18 protein-coding genes and 1 pseudogene are annotated in these 22,751 nt (G+C 61.6%); 14 read left to right on the forward strand and 5 right to left on the reverse strand.

Features of this window, described 5'->3' with window-relative positions; genetic code table 11:
* Positions 1–11: 11 nt before the first annotated feature.
* The 3 genes from G7Y54_RS05940 (at position 12) to G7Y54_RS05950 (ending at position 2,746) form a co-directional block, all read left to right on the forward strand.
* Positions 12–518, forward strand: a complete 507-nt coding sequence (locus tag G7Y54_RS05940) for an EF-hand domain-containing protein (RefSeq protein WP_241159389.1) — start codon at positions 12–14, stop codon at positions 516–518.
* 76 nt (positions 519–594) lie between these two features.
* Positions 595–2,490: a YgiQ family radical SAM protein gene (locus tag G7Y54_RS05945; RefSeq protein WP_165078398.1), complete on the forward strand. Its 1,896-nt coding sequence runs from the start codon at positions 595–597 to the stop codon at positions 2,488–2,490.
* Positions 2,477–2,746 carry a SlyX family protein gene (locus tag G7Y54_RS05950; protein ID WP_165078357.1) on the forward strand — a complete coding sequence of 90 codons (270 nt, stop codon included), beginning with the start codon at positions 2,477–2,479 and terminating at the stop codon, positions 2,744–2,746. The genes G7Y54_RS05945 and G7Y54_RS05950 overlap by 14 nt, the downstream gene beginning before the upstream one ends.
* Before the next feature lie 72 nt (positions 2,747–2,818).
* On the opposite strand, the gene G7Y54_RS05955 is transcribed toward G7Y54_RS05950, so the two are convergent.
* From G7Y54_RS05955 to G7Y54_RS05965, 3 genes are all read right to left on the reverse strand, one after another.
* Positions 2,819–3,535: a hypothetical protein gene (locus G7Y54_RS05955; protein ID WP_165078358.1), complete on the reverse strand. Its 717-nt coding sequence runs from the start codon at positions 3,533–3,535 to the stop codon at positions 2,819–2,821.
* 50 nt (positions 3,536–3,585) lie between these two features.
* Positions 3,586–4,512, reverse strand: a complete 927-nt coding sequence (locus G7Y54_RS05960) for a radical SAM protein (RefSeq protein WP_165078359.1) — start codon at positions 4,510–4,512, stop codon at positions 3,586–3,588.
* A 500-nt stretch (positions 4,513–5,012) separates the two neighbouring features.
* Positions 5,013–6,569: an outer membrane homotrimeric porin gene (locus G7Y54_RS05965; protein WP_165078360.1), complete on the reverse strand. Its 1,557-nt coding sequence runs from the start codon at positions 6,567–6,569 to the stop codon at positions 5,013–5,015.
* A gap of 411 nt (positions 6,570–6,980) precedes the next feature.
* On the opposite strand from G7Y54_RS05965, the gene frc reads away from it, so the two are divergent.
* From frc to G7Y54_RS05980, 3 genes are all read left to right on the forward strand, one after another.
* A complete protein-coding gene (gene frc / locus G7Y54_RS05970; RefSeq protein WP_165078361.1) occupies positions 6,981–8,279 on the forward strand; it encodes a formyl-CoA transferase in 1,299 nt (432 codons plus the stop codon).
* Between the two features lie 156 nt (positions 8,280–8,435).
* Positions 8,436–10,169 carry an oxalyl-CoA decarboxylase gene (gene oxc / locus G7Y54_RS05975; protein ID WP_165078362.1) on the forward strand — a complete coding sequence of 578 codons (1,734 nt, stop codon included), beginning with the start codon at positions 8,436–8,438 and terminating at the stop codon, positions 10,167–10,169.
* Between the two features lie 65 nt (positions 10,170–10,234).
* Positions 10,235–11,212: an AEC family transporter gene (locus tag G7Y54_RS05980; protein ID WP_165078363.1), complete on the forward strand. Its 978-nt coding sequence runs from the start codon at positions 10,235–10,237 to the stop codon at positions 11,210–11,212.
* A gap of 182 nt (positions 11,213–11,394) precedes the next feature.
* On the opposite strand, the gene G7Y54_RS05985 is transcribed toward G7Y54_RS05980, so the two are convergent.
* On the reverse strand, positions 11,395–12,903 hold the full coding sequence (locus G7Y54_RS05985; RefSeq protein WP_165078364.1) for a glucosyltransferase domain-containing protein: 1,509 nt from the start codon (positions 12,901–12,903) through the stop codon (positions 11,395–11,397).
* A 483-nt stretch (positions 12,904–13,386) separates the two neighbouring features.
* On the opposite strand from G7Y54_RS05985, the gene rpsB reads away from it, so the two are divergent.
* On the forward strand, positions 13,387–14,214 hold the full coding sequence (rpsB, locus tag G7Y54_RS05990) for a 30S ribosomal protein S2 (RefSeq protein ID WP_165078365.1): 828 nt from the start codon (positions 13,387–13,389) through the stop codon (positions 14,212–14,214).
* A 95-nt stretch (positions 14,215–14,309) separates the two neighbouring features.
* On the forward strand, positions 14,310–15,167 hold the full coding sequence (gene tsf, locus G7Y54_RS05995; RefSeq protein ID WP_165078366.1) for a translation elongation factor Ts: 858 nt from the start codon (positions 14,310–14,312) through the stop codon (positions 15,165–15,167).
* Positions 15,168–15,263: 96 nt separating this feature from the next.
* On the opposite strand, the gene G7Y54_RS06000 is transcribed toward tsf, so the two are convergent.
* Positions 15,264–16,877: an outer membrane homotrimeric porin gene (locus G7Y54_RS06000; RefSeq protein WP_241159390.1), complete on the reverse strand. Its 1,614-nt coding sequence runs from the start codon at positions 16,875–16,877 to the stop codon at positions 15,264–15,266.
* A 387-nt stretch (positions 16,878–17,264) separates the two neighbouring features.
* Between G7Y54_RS06000 and G7Y54_RS06005 the strand changes: the two genes are divergently transcribed.
* The 6 genes and pseudogenes from G7Y54_RS06005 to G7Y54_RS06025 all read left to right on the forward strand — a co-directional run bounded on the left by G7Y54_RS06005 (position 17,265) and on the right by G7Y54_RS06025 (position 22,544).
* A complete protein-coding gene (locus G7Y54_RS06005) occupies positions 17,265–18,224 on the forward strand; it encodes an ADP-ribosylglycohydrolase family protein (protein WP_206214909.1) in 960 nt (319 codons plus the stop codon).
* 334 nt (positions 18,225–18,558) lie between these two features.
* Positions 18,559–18,678 (forward strand): annotated as a pseudogene (locus tag G7Y54_RS12600) (IS3 family transposase); the annotation flags it as partial.
* A gap of 233 nt (positions 18,679–18,911) precedes the next feature.
* A complete protein-coding gene (locus G7Y54_RS06010) occupies positions 18,912–19,664 on the forward strand; it encodes an SDR family oxidoreductase (RefSeq protein WP_165078367.1) in 753 nt (250 codons plus the stop codon).
* A 29-nt stretch (positions 19,665–19,693) separates the two neighbouring features.
* The gene (locus tag G7Y54_RS06015) at positions 19,694–20,494 is read left to right on the forward strand and encodes an aldo/keto reductase (protein ID WP_165078368.1); all 801 of its coding nucleotides are present in this window, start codon (positions 19,694–19,696) and stop codon (positions 20,492–20,494) included.
* A 39-nt stretch (positions 20,495–20,533) separates the two neighbouring features.
* Positions 20,534–21,718 carry an iron-containing alcohol dehydrogenase gene (locus G7Y54_RS06020; protein WP_165078369.1) on the forward strand — a complete coding sequence of 395 codons (1,185 nt, stop codon included), beginning with the start codon at positions 20,534–20,536 and terminating at the stop codon, positions 21,716–21,718.
* Positions 21,719–21,896: 178 nt separating this feature from the next.
* Complete coding sequence (locus G7Y54_RS06025) at positions 21,897–22,544, forward strand: SDR family NAD(P)-dependent oxidoreductase (RefSeq protein WP_165078370.1); 648 nt, start codon at positions 21,897–21,899, stop codon at positions 22,542–22,544.
* Positions 22,545–22,751 lie beyond the last annotated feature (207 nt).

A 22,751-nucleotide genomic window follows, 5' to 3' on the forward strand; every position in this document is an offset into this window, starting at 1 on the left:
AGGAGCCCCCCATGCAACGCACATATACCACCCACAGCTCTGGCCACAGCTCGGGCCCCGGCCTCCTGCAGCGGCTGGGCGCCTTCACGCGCCTCACGGCCCTCGGCATCCTGGCCGGTTTCATGCTCTTCTTCCACACGGGCGAAGGCATGGCCGCCCCCGGCGCCCACAAGGCCGGCCACGCGGCCCACGCCCCCGCCCATACCGGGGGGGCTGACCGCTTCGCCGCCATGGACAGGAACGGCGACGGCAAGGTGGTCATCGAGGAATTCCAGTCGGCTTCGCCCGGCATGTCCGAACGCGCGTTTGCTGTCATTGACAGCAATGGCGACGGCGCCATCGAGCGCGTGGAGTGGGATGCCTTCATGAAGGGCCACGCCGCGGGCGTGCCGCCGCAGGGCATGGCCATGCCCCAGCCAGAGACGGCCCCGCGCCTGAACAATATCCCCGGCGATCCGCTTATCCCGCCGCCGGACAGCGCGGACCTCCCCCTCATGCGGCCGCCGAGTGGCAACTGATTTCCCCGCTTTTCCCGAACTCCCCGCGCCGTCAGAGGGCGGCGCGGGGAGCCTTGCGCAGCCCGCCTTCCTGCCCATGAGCGCCGCCGACCTGGCCCGGCTGGGCTGGGACGGCATCGACGTGCTGCTCGTGAGCGGCGACGCCTATGTGGATCACCCGGCCTTCGGCTGCGCGCTCTTGGGCCGCTGGCTCATCCGCCACGGCTTCCGCGTCGGCCTCGTCTGCCAGCCGCGCTGGGACAGACCCGACGACCTCCTCGCCATGGGGCGCCCGCGCCTTTTCGCGGGCATCAGCGCGGGCGCGCTGGATTCCCTGCTCGCCCATTACACGGCCTTTCGCAAAAAACGCCATGACGACGCCTATACGCCGGGCGGCGTGGCGGGGAAACGCCCCAACCGCGCCTCGCTCGTCTACGCCAACCTGGCGCGCCGAGCCTTCCCGGGGCTGCCGCTGGTGCTCGGCGGCATCGAGGCCTCCCTGCGCCGGGCCACGCACTACGATTTCTGGACCGACGCCCTGCGCCGCCCCCTGCTCATGGACGCCAAGGCCGACCTCATCGTCTGGGGCATGGGCGAGCGCGCCACCCTCGCCTGCGCGCAAAGGCTGGCCGCAGCAGCCCGTGGCGACATGGATGCCGCGTCGGCGCTGCGCGGCATCCCCGGTACGGCGTGGCTGGAAAAGCTGGACGCGGAAGGCCATCCAGCGCCGCAAGACGGCGCCCTGCGCGAAAAGCTGGCGGCAGGGCCGCTGGTGCGTTTTCCCTCGCATGCGGAGATCGAAGCCGAGCCCGTGGAGCTTTTGCGCCTTGCGCAGGCCATGGAAGCCCATGTGCACGCCGGCGACGCCTGGGCCTATCAGCCGGTGGACTCGCGCTGCGTGGTCTTTACGCCCCCGGCCACGCCGCTCAGCGGGGAGGAGATGGACGCGCTCTACAGCCTGCCCTTCCGGCGCGCGGCCCACCCCTCCTACACCGAGCCCATCCCGGCGGCGGAGATGCTGGCCACGAGCCTCACCAGCCACCGGGGCTGCGGGGGCGGCTGCGCCTTCTGCTCCATCGCGCTGCACCAGGGGCGGCGCGTGAGCTCGCGCTCGGCCGCGTCCATCCTTGAGGAAGCCGCAGGACTGGCCCGGGCGCATGCGGGTGGCAAACACCGGCGCGGCGCCCGGGGCGTTGCCATTTCGGATATCGGCGGCCCCACGGCCAACATGTGGCAGGCGCGTTGCGCGCTTGCCCCTTCGGGCAAGGGCGGCAAGCCGGGCGGCTGCAAGCGCAAGAGCTGCTGCTTTCCCGCGCCCTGCCCGCACTTCGCGACGCCGCAAAGGGAGCATGTGGAGCTGTTGCGCGCCGCGGCGGCGCAGCCCGGCGTCTCCTCGGTGCGGGTGGCGAGCGGTGTGCGGCCCGACATCGCGCTCAGGGAGCCTGCCGCGCTGGCCGCCTATGCGCGCGAGTTCACGGGCGGCCAGCTCAAGGTGGCGCCCGAGCACAGCGAGCCCGGGGTGCTCAGCCGCATGCGCAAGCCGGGCACGGCCACGCTCGACGCCTTTCTCGAGGCTTTCGCGCGCGAAAGCCGGGCCGCCGGGCGCGAGCAGTATGTCATCCCCTACCTCATGAGCGCCTATCCCGGCTGCACGGACGACGACATGCGGGCGCTCGCCCGCTGGCTCAAGCGCCGGGGCTGGAACCCGCGCCAGACACAATGTTTCATCCCCACGCCGGGCACGGTGGCCACGGCCATGTTCTATTGCGGCCGGGACGAGGCCGGGGAAAAGATATATGTGGCCCGCAGCGACGCCGAGCGCCTGCGGCAGCACGGCATCCTCATGGGGCGGGCGGAAGGGGCAAGAAAAAGAAAGGAAGACGGCCCGCGCCGCCAGAAACAGAAACCCGGCAGTCCCGCGCGACGGAGCGTGGAAAATCCGGGCCGCAGAAAAGCCCCGCGCACACCAAGGAGCACACATGTCCAGCACTGAGCACACCGGGGGCGCCCCGCTCGCCGCGGCCGTGGAGGCCCTTGAGGGACGCATCGCGCGCCTCGAGGAGACCGCCTTTTTTCAGGAAGAACGCCTCAAGGAGCTGGACAGCGCGCTCACGGCCCAGCAGGCCCAGCTCGACGCCATTGAGCGCCAGCTCGCCGACCTGGGCGCCTTGGCCCGTTCCCTGCGCGACAAGCTCGCGGACGCGCCGGAAAACGCGCTGCCCCCGCATTCCCTGCCCGAGCGGTACTGAAAAGGCCGGAGCCGCCCCGGGGTGCGGCAGGGCAGGCTCCGGCCCATGGGAGGCCCGGATTTCTCCGTGGGCCTAGGCCCGTTTCCGGCTTTTGCCGGCCGAGCAGTCCTCCGCAAAGGAGCAGCCCTCATGTTCGGCCGGCTCGATGTGCATGTCGCGCATGACATCCGCAAGGCGGGAGGAAGCCGTCTCGTAGCGGACAAAGCCCCGCGTCACGGCGTAAATGTCGTTCTCTTTGGCGAGAAAGACGCTCGGATACGAGCCCACCTCGCCCAGCAGCCGCTCCGCCTCGGCAAGGTTGCGCCGCGTGTCGGCGAGCGCCGCCTCGGTGTCCAGGGCGTTTTCCAGCCTGGCCGCGGGGATGCCCCAGTGCGCGGCGGTCTCCTCCAGCGCTTCCGGCGCGAACATGTCAACGCCCTTGAGGTAGAACAGGTCTTCCAGCCAGAGGAGCTGGTCCAGCTCCCGCCCCATGGCCAGGCGCTTCAGGGTGACGAGGATCTCGTCCGCGCCGGGGGAATACATGCGCACTTCCCTGCCCGCCTGCGCCGCCTCGATGGCCCCGGTGAGCGGGCGCCCCACGGTCTTTTCCACGTCGCGCCAGAAGTCCACGAGGTCAGGGTTGGCGGCCATGTCCTCCGCGAGCGTCATGGGCCGCGAAACGAGGTTGCCCCCAACGACCTTTACGGGGATCTCCGGGTGCTGTGCCGCGAGTTGTTTCATGATCGGGCCGAAGCCGTAACACCAGGGGCAGAACACATCTGCCAGGTAGATAAAATGCGTCCCTTCCATGCGTGCTTCTCCTTTCAGGAATACCCGGCCAGGCCCGGTATTCCCGCCGTTCAGTTTTGCGGTTGCGCGGGCTTGCAGTCCTCTTCCATTTGCCGGCGGTTGATGGCCGCTTCCAGCTCGCTTTCCGAATATCGGGCGAGGATGGCGTCGATGTCGGTGAGGATCTTTTTCTTCGCCGCCGCGTCCGAGGTCTGGAAGCGGTAGTGCAGGGGGTTGAGGTAGTGGATGCCGTCATAGAAGGTATCCACGGTGAGCTCCTGCAAAAAAAGCCGCAATTCCTCGATCTTTTCCCGCTCCGGGGCCTGGACGAAAAGGCCTTCTTCCTGGAGTTTCGCCGCGCCCGTGCCTTCGGTCACGGTCATGCCGGTGGAGACGATGCGCACGGGCTTGAGCCGATTGAACAACGCGGCGGTCTCGCGGGCCGATTTTTCGCCCGCGCCCTTGCCGCCCATGCCGATGATGTAAAAGACGGTGTAGTCGATGCCCGCGGCGTCGAGGCGCTTCAACTGCTTCAGGGATTCCGCCGCGTTGTGGCCCTTGTTCATGAGCTCAAGGGCGTCGTCATTGCCGTTTTCCGTGCCCACATAGAGCTGGCGCACGCCCAGCTCCCGCAGCTCCGTAAGGTCCGCGTCCGACTTGTCGGCGATGGCGTCGACCCTGCTGAACATGGAGACCTTGCCCGTCTTGGAGGAATTTTGGGGGTAATATTTGCGGATGACGGCGAAAAATTCGCGGAATTTTCTGACAGGCAGCACAAAAGTATTCGAGCCCACGAGGAAGATGTCCGTATTCGGCGGATAAAAGGCCCTCTGGCTCAGGATCTCCTGCTCAAGGTCGTCCGGCGTGGTGACGAGAAAGGGGTAGTCCTTCAGCCTGTAGCAGAAATTGCACTTGTTCCAGTTGCAGCTCTGGGTCACGGGCAGAAGCAGCGAATTGGCCTCCATGGGCGGGCGGTAGACGGGCTCCGCGAACTTCATCCTCTTCTCCTTATTTTTATAACAATCGACATAAATTTTGATGTAGAAAAACCAGGGCCGGCTGTCAAGCCTCCAAAGGGGCTTGCGGGCTGCCGGGCCGGGCAGCCTTGCGCCGGGGAAAGAGAGAGGCGGGGATGCGGGAGGGGGTGCGCCGCACGTTTGCCGGAGGGTATGTTATAGAACGCAATTGATAGAAATTCCTTAATTCCGTCTGGCGCGGAGCGACAGACGGATGCGAGTGCCGGAAAAATCCTAAAAAATAAGATTTTTAGGTTCCGGCAAGGAAGATAAAAATTTTCGCAGGGAGTGTACTTAAGTACTCGACCAAGAAAATTTTTCTCGGACGCAGCCGGAACCTAAAAGGCTGTTTTTGACGGATAATTTCGGCGTCATGAAGGCAGCAAAGGCGCAACGTCAACTCGGGAGTATAACAAAGCCTTACCGGAACCAGGCTGCGGTACTTTCCGGGGGGCCGCGCTCCGCCGTCCCCGCATTTGCCCTCAGAACGACGCGATGAAGCTCAGGTTCACGTTCCAGGCGTTGGCCGTGGCGGGGACGGCCTCGCCGCGCGTATGGCGCGCGCCCCAGGCGCCCGTGCCCTTGTCCTGCGAAAGGCCGATCCAGCCGGCGCTGTAAAAGAGCGTCAGCCCCTCGCTGAGTCGCCAGCGGCCCGTGCCGGCGATTTCCACCGCGAAGTCGCCTTGGGTGAGGTAAAGATTGGGCATGCCGAGGTCGGCGCCGGGGCCCGGCTGCGCCCCGGAAAGCGCCATGCCGTTGGCCCACAGCCCAGCAAGTGACATCTTGCGGGCCATGGCCCGGCTGTTGGTGCCGCGGATATAGTTGAAATAAAAGGTCTGCGACACGTTTTCCCACAGGTGCAGGTGCGCGGCCCTGACGCCAACGCCCAGGGTGCCGGCGAGATTGTTGCCGATGAGCGCGTTGCGCTCGATATAGTGCGAGCCGTCATAGGCCAGCGGCGAATAATTGATGGAATTGCCCGGGTCCAGCGCGGGCAGGCGCTCCGAGCCGTTGGCCGGGTTGGCGTCGTCGCCGCTCCCGTACCAGGCGTAGACGCCGGGCATGCCCCAGTCATACTCCGAATCCACGCAGAGCGTGGCGAACCAGCCGCGCCGGTCGAGGCGTCGGTCGTCCTGCCAGCTCGTTTCGCCGTATTCCGCGTCAAAGCTCACCCGAAGGTGCGCGAGCAGGTCGGCCTTGCCCGTGAGGCCGGCCCAGAAGGCCGTGGCGCGCGAGCGCACGGCGCGGGCGCCGTTGGCGTCCGAAAAGTCGCGGTGGCGGCTGCCCCCAGCCGGGAACATGCCCTCGCGGAAATTGCCCGCGTCGCCGCCCATGGCGGTGAAATTGCCGAAGGGATAGGCCGCATCCCCGGCGCGCGCGGCATGCGGCTCGATGACGGCCATGACCGCCCAGGGGATGAGGCCCGCCTTTTCCAGTTGCAGCGGCACGAGCAGGCCGAAGGCGTCCACATTGTCGCCGAACACTGGGACGCTCCGGCCCCGGCCATTATCGTTATAGGGCCGGGCCCAGGCGCCGGTGACGCTCAGGCACTCCGAAAAGGCCCAGTTGGCCACCACCGCGGCCACGCTGCCATTAAAAATGGAATTGCCCGAGGCGTAGGCCGGCGTCTTGATGCCCTGGATGCCCATGCGCACGCGCAAGGGGGCCGTGGGCAGCGACCAGTCGATGAACGCGTTGCCCACCTTGACCATGTTGCCGTCCGCGCCGAGCGCGCCGCCGCTCTCCCGCTGGCCCCAGATGATGTCGCCGATGTCGAGATACAGGCTCCCCGAAAGCGTGCGCGAGACCTCGGCGTCCAGTTGCAGGGCCACCTTCTCGCGGGCGTTGAAATTGTCCTGCCCGGGGCTGAAGCCGGTGAAGCGCGCGTCCTTCACGAACTTGCCGTTCATGCCGTAGCCGAAGCTCGCTATCCACTGGCCGCGGGGCTTGAAATCCACGGCCGGGGCGGCTTGCGCCCACAGAACGCCGGGCAGCAGGAGGAGCAGGGCGAGGAGGCAAAAGGCGCGGCGTCGCTTCATCGGGCTTTCCGGGCAACGGGCAAGAGCCGGAGGAGGAGCGGCCGGAAGGGCCGCCGGTATCGCCCGGCGATTTTGGCATTTTTGTGGACAGCTCCTTGTACAAAAAAATTTTTGCAACGTAAACCTTCAGGATATGGCACCTTTTTTGGGCTCCCGCGCCCGGCCGCGAGCTTGCCGACCTTTCGCTGCCCTTTCGCGGAGTTGGCGCTGGTTGATTTTTAGACAGGTGCGCAATTTTTTTACAGGTAAGGGGGCCGGGGGTGCCTGAAAATTGTGCAAGGCCCACCTGGGCGCTGCTTCTCCTTCTGGCCGCAAATCCTTGCCCGCAGCAAAATCCCTCATTTGGCAAGGTTTATGCTCAAGCAGGGGAAACGTACCTTTCTCTTCACCCTTACCCCAGTGAGACACCCCATGAACACCGCTCCTTTGCAAGGCATCAAAATCGTCGATTTCACCGCCGTCCAGTCCGGCCCCTCCTGCACCCAGCTGCTCGCCTGGCTCGGCGCCGATGTCATCAAGATCGAGCGCCCCGGCCACGGCGACGCCACGCGTAAAGAACTCCAGTTCGACCCGGACTGCCCGAGCTATTACTTCCTTCAGCTCAACTCCAACAAAAAATCCCTGAGCCTCGACGCGGCCACGCCCGACGGCAAGGAGATCCTGACGCGCCTCATCAAGGAAGCCGACATCTTTGTGGAAAACCTCCATCCCGGCGCCATGGACAAGCTGGGCTTCTCCTGGGAAGTGGTCCACAAGCTGAACCCCCGGTGCATCTATGGCACCCTCAAGGGCTTCCCGCTGTCCTCGCGCTTCGCGCACCTGAAGGCCTATGAGCCCGTGGCGCAGGTGACGGCCGGCGCCGCCTCCACCACCGGCTGGTGGGAAGGCCCGGACAATATCCCGACCCAGAGCGGCGCGGCCCTCGGCGACTCCAACACCGGCATGCACCTCGCCATCGGCCTTTTGGCCGCGCTCGTGCAGCGCGAGCACACCGGCGAAGGCTGCCTCGTGTACCAGTCCATGCACAATGCCTGCCTCAACCTCTGCCGCATCAAGACGCGCGACCAGCTCACGCTCGACCGCATCGGCTATCTGACCCAGTTCCCGCAGTATCCCGACCAGAAGTTCGGCGACTATGTGCCGCGCTCCGGCAACCAGGAAGGCTCCGGCGTGCTCGGCTGGACCTACAAGTGCAAGAACTTCGCGAAAGACCCCAACGACTGCGTGTACATCATCATCCAGCGCGACGCCAAGAGCTTTGAGAAGTTCTGCGAAGGCATGGGCTTCCAGGATTGGCTCACCAACCCCGATTTCAACACCGCCGACGCGCGCGACAAGCACAAGCAGGCCATCTACAAGCGCATCGGCGAATGGGCTGCCACGCGCGACAAGTACGAAGTGACCGAGCACCTCGCCAAGTATGCCGTGCCCGTGGGCCCGGTGCTCAACACCAAGGAGATTATGACCGACGAGAGCCTCTATGACGGCAACACCCTCGTCAAGATCAACCAGCCCGGCTACGGCGGCAAGGTCGGCACCTTCGTCACCGTGGGCGTGCCCTTCACCCTGAGCAACTTCCAGCCCACCTACGGCCCCTGCCCGACCCTGGGCGGCAACAACGACGAAGTTCTCAAGAGCATCGGCTTCACCGACGCGGACATCGCCAAGTTCGCGGCCAACGGCACCACCGAGCCTCTCAAGAAGGCGTAGCGAAAAAAAGGCCCGGAAGCGGGAGCCTCCACCCCCGCTTCCGGGCCTCCACGCAAGGGCGGCCGCCCCGGCACGAGCCGCCGCCACATCGAGTTTTCCGCCGGCACTTTTTCACCCTGACTTTGTAAATCTTTCGCACCCAGAGGGGCATAAAACATGACGACGCAAGCAAGTTCCGCGGCCGCTCCGCACTTCCCGGACCAGATCACGGGTATGTATATCCTCGCCAAGGCGCTGAAAAACGCCGGGCTCGACACCATGTACGGCCTTGTGGGCATCCCGGTGACGGATTTCGCCTATCTCTGCCAGCAGCAGGGCATCAAGTTCGTGGGCTTCCGCTTCGAGCAGCAGGCGGGCATGGCCGCGGCCACGCACGGCTACCTCACCGGCAAGCCGGGCCTGCTCCTCACGGTGAGCTCGCTGGGCTTCCTCAACGGCCTCACGGCCACCATCAACGCCACGGTCAACTGCTATCCCATGATCCAGATCTCCGGCTCCAGCGACCGCGAGCCCGTGGACATGGGCCAGGGCGGCTATGAAGACCTTGACCAGCTCAACGTGGCCAAGGGCCTCGTGAAGGCCGCCTTCCGCGTCAACGACCCCAAGGACATCCCCACGGCCGTGGCCCGCGCCTACCGCGCGGCGGTTTCCGGCCGGCCCGGCGGCGTCTATCTTGACATCACCACCCCCTGCCTCGGGCAGATCGTGGACGCCAAGACGGCCGAGCCCTGGTATTTCACGCCGGTTGACCCGTGCCCGAAGATGATCCCCGCGCCCGACTCCGTCGACCGCGCGCTCAAGCTCCTGGCCTCGGCCAAGCGCCCGGCCATCCTGCTCGGCAAGGGCGCGGCCTATGCCCAGATCGACGACAAGATCAAGGCGCTCGTGGAAAAGACCGGCATCCCCTTCTACCCCATGTCCATGGCCAAGGGCCTCATGCCGGACAACCACCCGCTGAGCGCGCTGGCCTGCCGCTCCACCATCATGGAAAAGGCCGACGTGGTCATGCTCGTGGGCGCGCGACTCAACTGGCTGCTCTCGCGCGGCCACGGCAAGTGGAACCCGGAAGGCAAGTTCATCCAGCTTGACATCGACCCGGACGAGATGGACTGCAACCGGCCCATCGCCGCGCCCGTGGTGGGCGACCTCGACAGCTCGGTCTCGGCCATCCTCGAGAAGCTCGGCAACTACAAGATGAGCATGGACCCCTCGTGGGTGAGCGGGCTCCAGGCCGAGACCAAGGAAAAGAACGCCAAGTTCGCCGAGCGCCTGGCCTCGCACGCCAAGGACATGCCCATGACCCACTGGGCGGCGCTCAACGCCATCAAGCCCATCATCGAGGGCAACCCGGACGTGATCCTCGTCAACGAGGGCGCCAACACCCTGGACGACACCCGCGACACCATCGACATGTTCAAGCCCCGCCACCGCGTTGACTGCGCCACCTGGGCCATCATGGGCATGGGCATGGGCTCCGTGGTCGGCGCGGCCGTTGCCACCGGCAAGAGCGTGGTCGCCATTGAGGGCGACTCGGCCTTCGGCTTCTCCGGCATGGAAGTGGCCACCATCTGCCGCTTCAAGCTGCCCTGCACGGTGGTGGTGTTCAACAACGGCGGCATCTATAACGGCATCGGCGTCAACATGGCGCACAACGGCGACCCGGCGCCCACCACGCTGGACATCAACGCCCGTTACGAAAAGATCGGCGAGGCCTTCGGCGCCAAGGGCTACTACGTGACCACGCCCGACGAGCTCAAGGCCGCGCTCACCGAGTCCATCGCCTCCAGAAAGCCCTGCATCATCAACGTGCAGCTTGCCGCGGACTCCGGCAAGGAAAGCGGCCACATCGGCTATCTCAACCCTGAAGCGCTCCAGCATCCCATCGCCTAGCGCAAACGGGGCCGGGTCCGAGCCCGGCCCCTCCACCTCACCCGCATCCCCAAGGGGAAGGACCCATGTCACATATCATCCTGTACGCCATCGTGCCGATCGTGGTAGTCATGCTCGCCGGCTACATCTCCGGCAAGAAGGGCATCTTCAACGGCGAGGACTCCAAGAAGTTCAACAAGGTCGTCCTTGACTACGCCCTGCCCGCGGCGCTGTTCGTCTCCATCGCCCAGGCCAGCCGCGACATGCTCTACAAGGACCTCAAGCTCTCCCTGGTCTCGCTTGTGGTCATCATGGCCTGCTTCATGGCCGTATATTACATCTACAAGTACTGCTTCAAGAACAACACCGGCGCCGACGCGGCCGTTTCCGCACTGATCAGCGGTTCGCCCACCATCGGCTTCCTCGGGTTCGCCGTGCTGGAGCCGATCTTCGGCGCCACGCCGGCCGTGGCCCTGGTGGTCGCCATCGTGGGCATCGTGGTCAACGCAGTGGGCATCCCGGTGGGCCTCTCCCTGCTCAACGCCTCGCTGGAAAAGGAAAAGGGCCCCAAGGGCGGCAAGAAGGAAAGCGCCTGGGTGCCGGTCATCCACGCCCTCGAACAGCCCGTGGCCTGGTCGCCCATCCTGGCGGTGATCTGGGTGCTCGTGGGCATTCCGTGGCCTGAATGGGCGAGCCCGTCCTTTGACCTCATCGCCAAGGCCAACGCCTCCATGGCGGTGTTCTCCGCCGGCATCACGCTGTCGTCCATCAAGGTGGTCATCAACTGGCAGGCCATCCTGGGCTCCATCCTGAAGCTCATCGTCATGCCGGGCCTCGCCCTTCTCGGCGGCGTGCTCTGCGCCATGGACCCGCTGAACATCAAGATGCTGGTCGTGGCCTGCGCCCTGCCCCCGGCCTTCTCCGGCATCATCATCGCCGACGAGTACGACACCTATGTGGCCACGGGCACCTCGTCCCTGACCCTGAGCGTCATCCTCTTCATCGGCTTCTGCCCGCTCTGGATCTGGATCACCGACCTCGTTCTCAGCGGCAAGCTGTTCTAGCTGGACAGCGCTGAGCGCGACGGCGCGTAAAGAAAAACCCCCGGCATAGCCGGGGGTTTTTCTTGTTTTGGGAAGCTTGCGCCGCCCGGGGCGCCGCCCACGCGGGGCTTCCGGGGCTTCCGCCCTGTTGCAGAATTCACGGACGCTTTTTGCCCGGGCCGAAACTCCTTGCGCCCCGGCAGTCACTTGGCCTCGTCCGCCAGCTTGATGACAAGAACATCATCCACCATCCTGATGAAGCCCCTTGCGGGATATGCCGGCATGTCCCGCACCATGGCCAGTGAGGTGATCTTCTCCGCCCTAGGGCTGCCATTGATGGAGGGAGGCAGCTTCACCCCAAAAATTTTTAGATAATGGTATATTCGTTGCGGCTCACTGTTCCATGAAAAGAAAGAAGCCCCGTATATCTCCCGATCCCCATTACTGATATTAGGTAATATACCTTCCAGCTTAAATTTTCCTATTATAATAAGGCTCCGTTTTGCATTTTTTAATGATTGCGGCGCTTCAACGCATAACTCATTATAAATTCGCGAAGCAATAAGTTGATCACGTTTCTCAGAAAAATTATCAAGAAGTGAGGACCTCGCGTTGATGGATGAATTGAAGCACACTATCCATATGGAGAAGATAAAGAAAAGTATCCTGAATTTATGAGGGGCCTGGAGACAGGCAGCTAAAAACAGCGCCGCATAGATAAAGGGCGCAAAAAACCATGAGCGTATGGGCAAGGCAAGCCCAAGCCCCAAATAAGGAAAAAAGAAATAGCCGATAACAAGACAGAGCGAAAATGCATACCGCAAGCGCGGCTTCGCACAGAGAAGTATCAGCGCTATCGGAATGGGCAAAAACCAAAAAGGCGAGAGCAAGGTGCTATCAAATTTAGATTTTAACTCCTTACACAGGATTTTAAAAGCTTTAACGAAAGAGTTATGCAAATATACGGCTACGCTTTCGCCGTACTGGCTTTGGGGAATGCCGGTAATTAAATGTAAAAGCTGGCTGATGCTCACATAGCAGAGGAGAGAAATGCCACAGAGAAAAATGATCCTGCAAAATATCCTGAAAGACGATTTTTTGGCAATATCAAATTTGCCCAAGAGGCAATCTATAAAAAATAATCCCGGAAATATATAGAGCAAAGATTGATAGGTAAAGGTGGCGAAGGTGCATAAAATTATGGGGAGCACCCACTTTGTCACCAAGGTGTTTCCATTTATGGTGAAAAGATATGCCACGACGACCAAGGCAGCCGAACAGCTCACCTGGGCGACCATAAAACTAAACTCGAACATCGCCCCAAATGTGGGAAGAGAGATGGCGATGCCACAAAAAAGCAGCTTTTGCGAAAATGTCAGTGATTGATGATTGGAGATAAACAGGCAATAGGCAAGAGAAATAAAAAACAGCGCCAGGATATTTCCTATAAATGGATAGAACACACCGGGCAACAAGGCATAATAATATGCGAACATTGCCCATCTATTGATCGTCGCATGACCAGTAATAAAATTTTTTGCGCCCCAGCCAAATGCTGAGTCTTCGTCAATCCCGAAATTAAAATTAAATACCGCAAAACCATAGGAAAAGATACCAATCAGGAATACCGAGACAAGGAGTTTAGAGTTCTCCCCCCACCACCTGTGGATAGAGGGGGTATATGTTGTAGTGCACTCACCACTGTCCTTCACACTGCACCCCTTTCATTCGCACGGGTTCGGGCAACTGCCGCAAACAGCCCCCGCGTCTCATGAAAATGCTTTCCGTTGCCCTCGCGTGGCTGTTTGGGTGCGCCAGAAAGCGTACCTGGCGCGGCTTTCCGCAGGATGGCGGCCCTCATCCCCGGTGCCACGCGGGTCTTGACGGTCGCGGGCATGGCACCCCGCTGGGCAAGGATTATCCCGCGGGCAACCGAGAGCTGCCACCATCTCACTGAAATCATTGATAACAAGATAAGTATATATAAAATACGATTTAGGCGCAAGCATGCCGCCCACTGGGCGCCCGGCGCAGAACGCTTGCCAGCCGCCCTATTTTGGGCTATGAGACTCGTTCCCATTCCGCACACTCCGGCGGCTTTCCGGGGTCCCCGGGCGGATGCGCGGCGCATCCGGCCACCCCGGGGTGGAAGGCTCCAAAGGCCGGGGTGGAGGCATAACCCATTTGGAGGAATCATGGCTTACGTCAGCATGAAGCAGATGCTGGAGACCGGGGTCCACTTCGGGCACCAGACCCGGCGCTGGAACCCCAAGATGCGCCCCTACATCTTCGGCGCGCGCAACGGCATCCACATCATCGACCTGCAGCAGACGGTCAAGCTGTTCCGCGACGCCTATGACAAGATGGCCGACACCGTGGCCAAGGGCGGCAAGGTGCTCTTCATCGGCACCAAGCGCCAGGCCCAGGAGGCCGTGGCCGCCGAGGCCTCGCGCGCGCACCAGTTCTATGTGACCAACCGCTGGATGGGCGGCACGCTCACCAACTTCGTCACCATCCAGAAGAGCATCGAGCGCCTGAAGAAGCTGGAATCCATGTTCGCGGACGGCTCCATCAACCGCTACCAGAAAAAGGAAGTGCTCCTCCTGGAGCGCGAGATGCGCAAGCTCGAGGAATCCCTCGGCGGCATCAAGAACATGGACCGCCTGCCCCAGCTCGCCTTCATCATCGATCCCAACCGGGAAGACATCGCCGTCAAGGAGTGCCGCAAGCTTGGCATCCCCATCGTGGCCGTGACCGACACCAACTGCGACCCGGACAATATCGACTTCATCATCCCCGGCAATGACGACGCCATCCGCGCCATCAAGCTCTTCGTGACCGCCTTCGCCGAAGCCTGCCTCGAAGGCGAGGCCATGATGAAGGACAACCGCAACGTCGCCCAGGCCGAGGAGGTCATGGCGGACGCGGCGCTCGCCGAGGACGCGGCCGCCGCAGCCGTGGCCGCCACCGAAGAGAGGGAAGTGGCCGATGCCGTGGCCGCCGAGGTGAACGCGGCCCTCTAGCAGCGGGGGCGCAAGGTACGGCCGCGCCCGCGCGGCCCTGAAACAGCAATCTTTCCGGCGCGGGGCCTCTCGCGCCGGAGTTTGGGAGAAACCCCATGGCGATCAGCGCTCAAATGGTCAAGGAACTGCGCGAAAAAACCGGCGCAGGCATGATGGATTGCAAGAAAGCCCTCGTTGAAGTGAACGGCGACATGGAAAAGGCCGTGGACTGGCTGCGCCAGAAGGGCATGGCCAAGGCCGCCAAGAAGTCGGACCGCGCCACCTGCGAGGGCCTCGTCACCTCCGCCGTGAGCGCGGACGGCAAGCACGTGGCCATGTCCTCGCTCATGTGCGAGACGGATTTTGTCGCCCGCGGCGACCAGTTCCAGAACATGGCCAGGCGCGTGGCCGAGGCCGTGCTGGAGCATGACCCGGCCGACGCCGCCGGCCTTGACGGCATCGTGGGCGACGAGGTGAAGCAGCTCATCGCCTCGGTGGGCGAAAACATGCGCCTCGGCAAGTTCGCGCGGCACAGCAAGGCGGGCGACAACGAGGTCGTGGGCCAGTATATCCACGCCAATGGCAAGATCGGCGTGCTGGTCTTCCTCACCTGCGGCAAGGCCGCCACCGTGGACACCCAGGAAGTGAAGGACCTGGCCAAGAACCTCGCCATGCAGGTGGCGGCCACCAATCCCATGGCCCTTGACGCCTCGAGCCTCGACGCGGCGGCCGTGGAGCGCGAGCGCGAGGTCTACCGCCAGAAGGCTCTTGAAGAGGGCAAGCCCGCCAATATCGTGGACAAGATCGCCGAGGGCGCGGTCAAGAAGTTCCAGAAGGAAGTCTGCCTCATGGAGCAGCCCTATATCCGCGACGACAAGAAGACCGTGGCCGACGTGGTGCGCGAGGCGGCCAAGGCCGTGAACGACACCATCACGGTGACGGGCTTCGAGCGCATCCAGCTCGCGGCGGAATAACAGCGGTTCGCGGTGCCGCCGGCCTTTGGCCGGAGCGTACAGAAAGGCCGCGGGGCTTTCCCCGCGGCCTTTGGCATTTTCCTTTCCGCCTCGCGCCTAGAACGAATACGCGAAGGTCAGCTGGGCCTTCCAGGCGTCCTGTTTCTCAAAGCTGCCATTGCCCGTGCCGCCGTAATAGCCGGCCTTCTGCCACGTGTCCTGGTCCATCATGTTGACGATATAGCCGAGCTCCAGATTGAGCTCGAGGTTTTCATACACCTGCCACTGGTTGACGAGGTTGAATTCCAGGAGCCCGTCGTTGGTGGTGTGGTAGGGGCCGTCGCCGCCATAGCCCTCGCGCCACGAAGAGGCGCTTTCCATATACTTGACCATGGACGGGCTGTTGGTCCCGCCCCAGTACGCCACGCGGAAGGTGTGCGTCAGGTCTTCGATGAAGGTGATGTCGCGCAGTTGCAGGCCCACGCCCCAGGTGCCGGAATAGGTCATGGCCCAGTCGCAGCTGTCGTCAAAGGAGCCCCAGGCGAGGTTGCCGTCGCCGATGAAGGAGGTGAAGTTGCCCGCGCCGGCGATGGAGGGCAGGCGCTCCGAGCCGTTCTTCACATTGCCGTCGTCGCCCGAGGCGTACCAGCCGAAGATGCCGGGCACGCCCCATTCGAGCTTGTATTCCACAAGGGCCTTGGCGAGCCAGCCCTGGCGCTGGGTGCTCCCGCGCACGATGTCGCCCTCGTTGCCGCGCTTGATGATGTCGAATCGGCCCATCTCCTCCACGAAGCCGTAATTGAGGTCGATCTCGATGTTCAGCGGGTCGAGCACGGAGATGACGATGGGAAGCCCCGCCCAGAACATGCTGCCGTAGGTCTTGCTGGTGCTCGCGGTGGTGAGCGGCGAGCCGTGGGCGAAGTTGAAGCCCGGCGTCAGGCCCGGCACGGTGAGGCCGAGGATGCCGTCCGAGGTCTCCCAGGGCTCGGCCTCGTTCACGGAGGCCAACCCGCGCAGCGAGTTGCGCCCCAGCATGCCGTACATGACCCAGGGCGTGACCTCGTAGCCGTCAAGGGCGATGGGCAGCGACACGGCGAAAAGGTCCATGTTGTCGAGGTAGCCCGCGCGGTCGCTCGTCTTGTCAAAATAGCCGCCCGTGAAGTTGTCGTTGACCGGCCGCATCCACAGGGCGGTGAGGCTCACGGCGTCCGTGAACTTGTAGCTCGCCACGATGCCGGCCACGTCGGCGTCCATGATGGCCGAGCCGCCGGCCGCATTGGGCAGCGCCAGGCCCTGGATGCCCATGCGGAAGGAAAGGTCGGTGGCGGGGACCGCCCAGTCGATATAGGCGTTCTTGAGCTTGATGACATTGGTGCCGTCCGCGCCGAGCGCGCCGCCCTGCTCCGCCATGCCCCAGCGCTGGTCGCCGATCTCGATGCCCACAGTGCCCGAGAGCGACTCGGAGGCAACGGCGTCCAGCTGGAGGCGGACGCGCTGGTTGGCCTCAAAGGTGTCGTTGGTATTGGTGCGCGTCTTGGGGCCGTGGCCCGGCTCCCGGTACTTGCTGTAGAGCTCGCCCGTGCCCGCGCCGAAGCCCACCAGCCATTCGCCGCTCACCTTGAAGTCCACGGCCTCAGCCGGCGCGTGCCCACCGAGCAGCAGCGCCGCCGCCAAAAACAGGGTGCAGAGCAGGTTTTTCCCCCTCATCTTCCCCTCTCGCCTCGTCTTCATGCTCCCTCCTCAGGGATTTTCGCCGGCCACGTTTTGCGGCCGGACGCTCGTGCGCACACGGGACATGACACGGGCGAAAACCCGTGTCTCGAAGAAAAAACGCGGCATCGCGTTTTCCTCAGGTACGCTGAGGAGGATGGCACAGGGCGTTGGGGCTGTCAATAAAATTGAAATTCATTTTCAATATGGAATATTTTTGCCTGTCCCCCAACTGTTTCCAGCCCGCTTTCCCACCACCCCTCTCCTGCACGGCCTTGCCCGCGCGCGACCGCGCAAAAGCGGAGTGTGGGCTCCCCTCCTCCTTGCCAGCAGCGGGATGTGGGAGCATACAGAAAGGAGGGCAGGGCGAGCGTAGCGCCACTTTCGGGGCCTCATCAGGGGGCAGGCATGGACGGGAAAAGAATGACGGCGGACCAACAGGCCGAACATATCCGCACGCTCTTGCTGGGCGTGGCCGTGGGCGACGCCCTCGGCGTGCCCGTGGAGTTCCGGCCGCGCGGCAGCTTCCATGTGGACGGGATGCGCGGCCACGGCACCCATGACCAGCCCGCGGGCACCTGGTCGGACGACACCTCGCTCACGCTGGCGCTGGCGGACGCGGTGGAGGACGGGGCCGTCTCGCTGCCGCGCCTCGCCCGCAACCTCATCGCCTGGCACGACAAAGGCGCCTTCACGCCGCATGGCGAGGTCTTCGACATGGGCAACGCCACGGCCCGGGCCATCGCCCGCCTCAAGCGCGGCGTGCCCCCGGAGCGGGCCGGCGGCACGGAAGAGCGGGACAACGGCAACGGCAGCCTCATGCGCGTGGCGCCCTTGGTCTTCCTGCTGGCCGGCCGCAGCGCCGAGGAGCGCTTCCGGCTCGTAAAAGCCGTCTCGTCCGTCACCCACGGCCATGCCTGGTCCGTGACGGCCTGCTTTCTCTTTCTAGAAGTGCTGCGCAAGCTGCTCGCCGGCACCGCCAAGGACGAGGCATATGCGGAGCTGCGCGCGGAACTGGCCGCGCCGCCGCCATTTCTTAATGCGGCAGCACTGGAAAAATTCCGCCGCATTCTCAAGCAGGACATCCGGGACATGCAGGAAACGGAGATCCGCAGCAGCGGCTTTGTGGTCGATACCCTCGAGGCCGCGCTCTGGTGCTTCCTGACAACAGACACTTACAAAGACGCCGTGCTGAAAGCCGTGAACCTCGGCGACGATTCAGATACCACCGGCGCTGTCACGGGCGCCCTGGCGGCCATGGCGTACGGCCTTGAGGCCATCCCGGCGGAATGGATCGCGCAGTTGCAAGGGCGCGACCAGATCCTGCGCATCGCTGACAGCATGGCCCACGCTCTCGTCCCGGACTGAGCGGGGGCGCCTCGACAGCGCATTCGGATAAAGATCCCCTCGATTTTTTCGCCAAAACGCGAAAAGGGCCAGGAGAACGGCATCTCCTGGCCCTTGAAATTTCTGGAGGAAACGGGATTAATAATTCAAAATTAATTATATGAGATAATTTGACATAAATTTTTAAAGATTTTTAAATACCCCCTGAAATACCCCTGCATTTTATAGCTCTCCGCGCACAATATTGGATTATGCAAGGGGGCCTGTAGTATGTCCAGACGACCTGCAGGACTTCCCAGCGGCGCCACTGTGCGATACTTGCCGTCAACCGCAGCCCGGGGCGTCATCCTCCTCAGACAGGGATGCGGACCTGCGCCGACGCCTGCGAGAACTGGCAGAGGAACTGCGGCGCTTCGGCGTCCAGCGGCTGCATATCTTGTTACGACGCGAGGGGCTTGTGGTGAATCACAAGCGGGCGGAACGGCAGTACCATGTGGTATAGGGCTTTTCTGTATTTAACAGACGCTAATTGGCATTAAGTTATGCTTAATGTTGCATTAACTTTTTTCGCACTTCCTCATATCGCTTCAAACGAATATAGTTTGAGATGCTTGTTCCGGGCCAATTGGCGCCCCGATAAACTACGCCGCAGATTCCAAAGCTATTTGCAAAAATGACCTCGCACAAGGTTCCAAGGAGGAGAGAAAGATGGATCTGAAGCTCGATGACAAAAAGGTTTTGGTCACGGGAGCTGGTTCGGGTATCGGCAGGGAAATTGCCCGGCAATTTGCCATAGAGGGCGCTGATGTTCTTATCGTGGCACGCACGGAAGAAGCTCTGCGCGAAACGGCGGCTCTCAATTCCCGCATATCGTGGCTTGCCGCTGACCTGACTACCGCTGATGGTGTTGAGCGCGTTGTCAATGAAATCGCTTCCCGCTTCGGCAGCCTTGATGTTCTGGTCAATAACGCTGGCTGGTCCCCTGTCCATCCCTTTGAGGCCGAAACGATGGATGAGATCATGAAAGCCTTTGACGTGAATGTGAACACCGTCTGCCGCCTTGTCCTGAAGACGCTCCCTTTGCTCAAAAACAGTCGCGGCAATATTATCAATATCAGCTCTGCCGCCATCCGCAACCACTTGATCCAAATGTCCGTCTATAGCGCAGCAAAGGCTGCCGTGGACATGTTCACAAAGATATGGGCCAAGGAATTTGCCCCCTATGGCGTGAGGGTCAATTCCGTTTCTCCCGGCCCCATCGAATCGCCGATATACGACAAGCTCGGGATTTCCGGTGCTGAAAAAGAAGCGCACATGGCCCGCGTGACGGCGGGGGTGCCGCTGGGACGCTTCGGAAAGGTTGAGGAAGTGGCCCCCATTGTCCTCTTCCTCGCTTCAGAGGCGACGGCCAGTTACATCACTGGAGCGGACTATCTCGTTGACGGCGGGTATGGCGATTAGGACAGTCTGCCGACTCCCGGGGATCTGGCATGAAAGATACACTCACATTGAACAATGGCGTGGAGATTCCGCGTATCGGGTATGGCGTGTACCAGATACCGCCAGCGCACACCGTTTCTTGTGTAAGCGCAGCGCTGGAAGTTGGCTACCGTTCCATAGATACCGCGCAGGTTTACGACAATGAGGCGGAGGTGGGCATCGCCGTGCGCAACTCCGGCCTGGCGCGGAGCGACGTTTTCGTCACCACCAAAATATGGGGTTCCGGCGGCTATGAGGACACCCGACGTTCCATCTCGGCCTCCATAAAACGCCTGGGGCTCGGATATGTTGATTTGTTCCTGATTCACGAGCCTGTGGGAAAATATGAGGAAACGTACCGCGCGATGGAGGATGCGCTGGCGGCCGGTGAAGTGCGCGCTATTGGTGTCGCCAACTTCCTCGGAACCACCTTTGAGGGGCTCCTGCGGCATTGCAAGGTGAAGCCCGCTGTAAACCAGATTGAAACCCACCCTTTCAGGCAGCAGCGGGAAATGCACACCCTTTGCCAAAAGAACGGCATAGCACTGGAGGCATGGTCGCCCCTGGCCTGTGGCAAAAATCACATCTTCACCAACGCCATCCTGACTGGGATAGCGGCAACACATGGCAAAACAGTGGCACAGGTGGTACTTCGCTGGCTGTATCAGCGCGGTATCATTGTCATCCCCAAGAGCGTTCACCGGGAGAGGATGATCGAAAACCTCGCCATCCTGGATTTTTCACTCACACAAGATGACATGCAAAAGATCAGTACTTTGGACCACGGTACAAGTCTTTTCAACTGGTGGTAAAAAGCGCGAACCCAATCTCTACATTAAGGGAGAGAAACTATGCTTGGCAATTTTACTTATTACTGCCCCACACGAATGTATTTTGGCGATAAAGCTCAGGAGCAGTTGCCGAATGCCATGAAGGACTACGGAAAGAACGTACTCATGGTATATGGCGGCGGCTCCATAAAACGGAACGGCATTTATGACGATGTCATGAACGGCCTTCAGTCTTCCGGCAAGACGGTGATCGAGCTGCCTGGCGTCATGTCAAATCCAACGCTTGAGAAACTTAATGAAGGTATCCGCGTCGCTCAAGAAAATGCCATCGATGTCATTCTTGCTGTGGGCGGCGGTTCAATTATTGACTACTCGAAGGCGCTGAGTGTCGCCGCGGGTTATGCCGGCAATGCATGGAAACACTTCTTTTTGGATCAGGCGGATGTGGAGGAGAGCCAGAACGTCATTCCTGTGGGAGCCGTTCTGACCATGGCGGGTACGGGATCTGAAACCAATGGTACTGCCGTGATTACTGACCCCGCTGTTCCCATCAAGATGGGCAAAATGTTCGGCGCGCGCGTGGCGCCACGTTTTGCCATCATGAATCCCCGGTACACGTTCTCTGTGTCCCGAGCGCAGATGGCGGCTGGAATCTTCGACACCATGAGCCATGTCATGGAGCAGTATTTTTCAGGTGATAACGATTGCACAACCGATTATCTCGCTGAAGGGCTCATGCGCAATATCGTTGAATCCGGGCGAAAAGCTGCAAAAAATCCTGAGGATTACGAGGCACGCAGCAATCTCATGTGGGACGCTACCTGGGCTCTCAACCCACTGCTGGGAGTTGGCAAAACCGCCGACTGGATGGCTCATATGCTGAGTCACGCCGTGGGTGCCTTTTCCCATGCCACGCATGGAATGATCCTGTCCGCAACGGCGGTCCCCTATTACCAGTACATATTGCCCTACGGATTGAAGCGGTTCGCCCGTTTTGCACGCGTCGTCTGGAACGTGGACGCCCGGGGAAAGATGGAAGAAGATGTCGCCCGAGCGGGCCTTGAGGCATTACATCAATGGATACTGGACATCGGGGCGGAAACATCCCTCGCCAAGCAGGGCGTGACGGAAGACATGCTCGATGGGATTGTCTCATTGACACTTTCGTCAATGAACGTGAAACCCCAAGGCTACAAACTGCTGGACCGCGATGAAATCAAAGCCATCCTCCAGAAAAGTATGTAGAACGCCTGCCTCTTGAGGCGAAGCTCAAGGGTATATGGCGCTGGGATGTTCACAGCTTGATTATCCAGCGTCCATCATGTACACATGGGCGTACATCACAGTTGCGCACAGGGGCTTAACCGCATGCGCGAACCTGATATATCCTTGGTCTCATGCGTGAACTGACGAGGAGAAGAAAATGAAAGGTGCAATCCTTTGCATTGGCGTCGGCCCCGGAATAGGTTTCAATACAGCCATGCGTTTTGCGCTCGAAGGATATACTCCCATTCTTGCCGCCCGGAACACGGATAAGCTGAAAGAGTTTGCGGCAGCGATTTCAGAAAAAACAGGAAGGAAATGTCAGACTGAGAGTATGGACGCGGGCCACGCCTCCAGCGTGGCCGCTCTCATCGAAAAATATGGGAGCGAAACGGAAATCCTTTTTTACAATGCGGCCATTCTGCGCCCGCAATCGATTTTCGAGGCGACTGACGCATCACTGGAGAATGATGTGGCCGTTGACCTTACGGGGGCGATGATCTCAATCAGGAACATCTTGCCGTTTATGCGGGAAAAAGGACATGGGAGCATATTTTTAACCGGGGGCGTCCTCGCGCTCTTTCCATCGCCGGAATATCTTGTCCTGAGCGCGGGAAAGGCGGGAATCCGCAGCCTTTGCCAAGCGTTGTTCGACAACTTGCGAGAGCTCAATATCCATATCGGGTCGATCCAGGTCAGGAAGGAGGTGCAGGCTGCGGAGCGTGATCCGCAGAAAATTGCCGAACTGTTCTGGAAAATGTTTTCCCAGCCCAAAGAAAAGTGGACTTGGGAGGAAACGTACGGCTAGTTGCCGTAACCGCTCCATAAAGTGGCGTCTGCCGAAATGGGGTGTGCCCCTCTTTGCAAAAACTTGGATCATGTGTAGTAGTTTAGACTTGATCTGACAGGTTTCTCCGTCTTGGTGGTTTTCCCTGTCCGATTAGTTCATCTGTCCGACCTTTTCCTCCCAGAGCCTTTTCCCGTCAAGCAGGGTTTGCATAGGCGTTCGGCCGCA

This window comes from Desulfovibrio sp. ZJ746 (genome assembly GCF_011039155.1).
Lineage (GTDB): Bacteria > Desulfobacterota > Desulfovibrionia > Desulfovibrionales > Desulfovibrionaceae > Desulfovibrio.

What these genes read in the sequence shown, in the direction of transcription:
- G7Y54_RS05940 (WP_241159389.1), top strand. Translation starts at nt 12, where the DNA reads ATGCAACGCACATATACCACCCACAGCTCTGGCCACAGCTCGGGCCCC.
- G7Y54_RS05945 (WP_165078398.1), top strand. Translation starts at nt 595, where the DNA reads ATGAGCGCCGCCGACCTGGCCCGGCTGGGCTGGGACGGCATCGACGTG.
- G7Y54_RS05950 (WP_165078357.1), top strand. Translation starts at nt 2,477, where the DNA reads ATGTCCAGCACTGAGCACACCGGGGGCGCCCCGCTCGCCGCGGCCGTG.
- G7Y54_RS05955 (WP_165078358.1), bottom strand. Translation starts at nt 3,535, where the DNA reads ATGGAAGGGACGCATTTTATCTACCTGGCAGATGTGTTCTGCCCCTGG.
- G7Y54_RS05960 (WP_165078359.1), bottom strand. Translation starts at nt 4,512, where the DNA reads ATGAAGTTCGCGGAGCCCGTCTACCGCCCGCCCATGGAGGCCAATTCG.
- G7Y54_RS05965 (WP_165078360.1), bottom strand. Translation starts at nt 6,569, where the DNA reads ATGAAGCGACGCCGCGCCTTTTGCCTCCTCGCCCTGCTCCTCCTGCTG.
- frc (WP_165078361.1), top strand. Translation starts at nt 6,981, where the DNA reads ATGAACACCGCTCCTTTGCAAGGCATCAAAATCGTCGATTTCACCGCC.
- oxc (WP_165078362.1), top strand. Translation starts at nt 8,436, where the DNA reads ATGACGACGCAAGCAAGTTCCGCGGCCGCTCCGCACTTCCCGGACCAG.
- G7Y54_RS05980 (WP_165078363.1), top strand. Translation starts at nt 10,235, where the DNA reads ATGTCACATATCATCCTGTACGCCATCGTGCCGATCGTGGTAGTCATG.
- rpsB (WP_165078365.1), top strand. Translation starts at nt 13,387, where the DNA reads ATGGCTTACGTCAGCATGAAGCAGATGCTGGAGACCGGGGTCCACTTC.
- tsf (WP_165078366.1), top strand. Translation starts at nt 14,310, where the DNA reads ATGGCGATCAGCGCTCAAATGGTCAAGGAACTGCGCGAAAAAACCGGC.
- G7Y54_RS06000 (WP_241159390.1), bottom strand. Translation starts at nt 16,877, where the DNA reads ATGAAGACGAGGCGAGAGGGGAAGATGAGGGGGAAAAACCTGCTCTGC.
- G7Y54_RS06005 (WP_206214909.1), top strand. Translation starts at nt 17,265, where the DNA reads ATGGACGGGAAAAGAATGACGGCGGACCAACAGGCCGAACATATCCGC.
- G7Y54_RS06010 (WP_165078367.1), top strand. Translation starts at nt 18,912, where the DNA reads ATGGATCTGAAGCTCGATGACAAAAAGGTTTTGGTCACGGGAGCTGGT.
- G7Y54_RS06015 (WP_165078368.1), top strand. Translation starts at nt 19,694, where the DNA reads ATGAAAGATACACTCACATTGAACAATGGCGTGGAGATTCCGCGTATC.
- G7Y54_RS06020 (WP_165078369.1), top strand. Translation starts at nt 20,534, where the DNA reads ATGCTTGGCAATTTTACTTATTACTGCCCCACACGAATGTATTTTGGC.
- G7Y54_RS06025 (WP_165078370.1), top strand. Translation starts at nt 21,897, where the DNA reads ATGAAAGGTGCAATCCTTTGCATTGGCGTCGGCCCCGGAATAGGTTTC.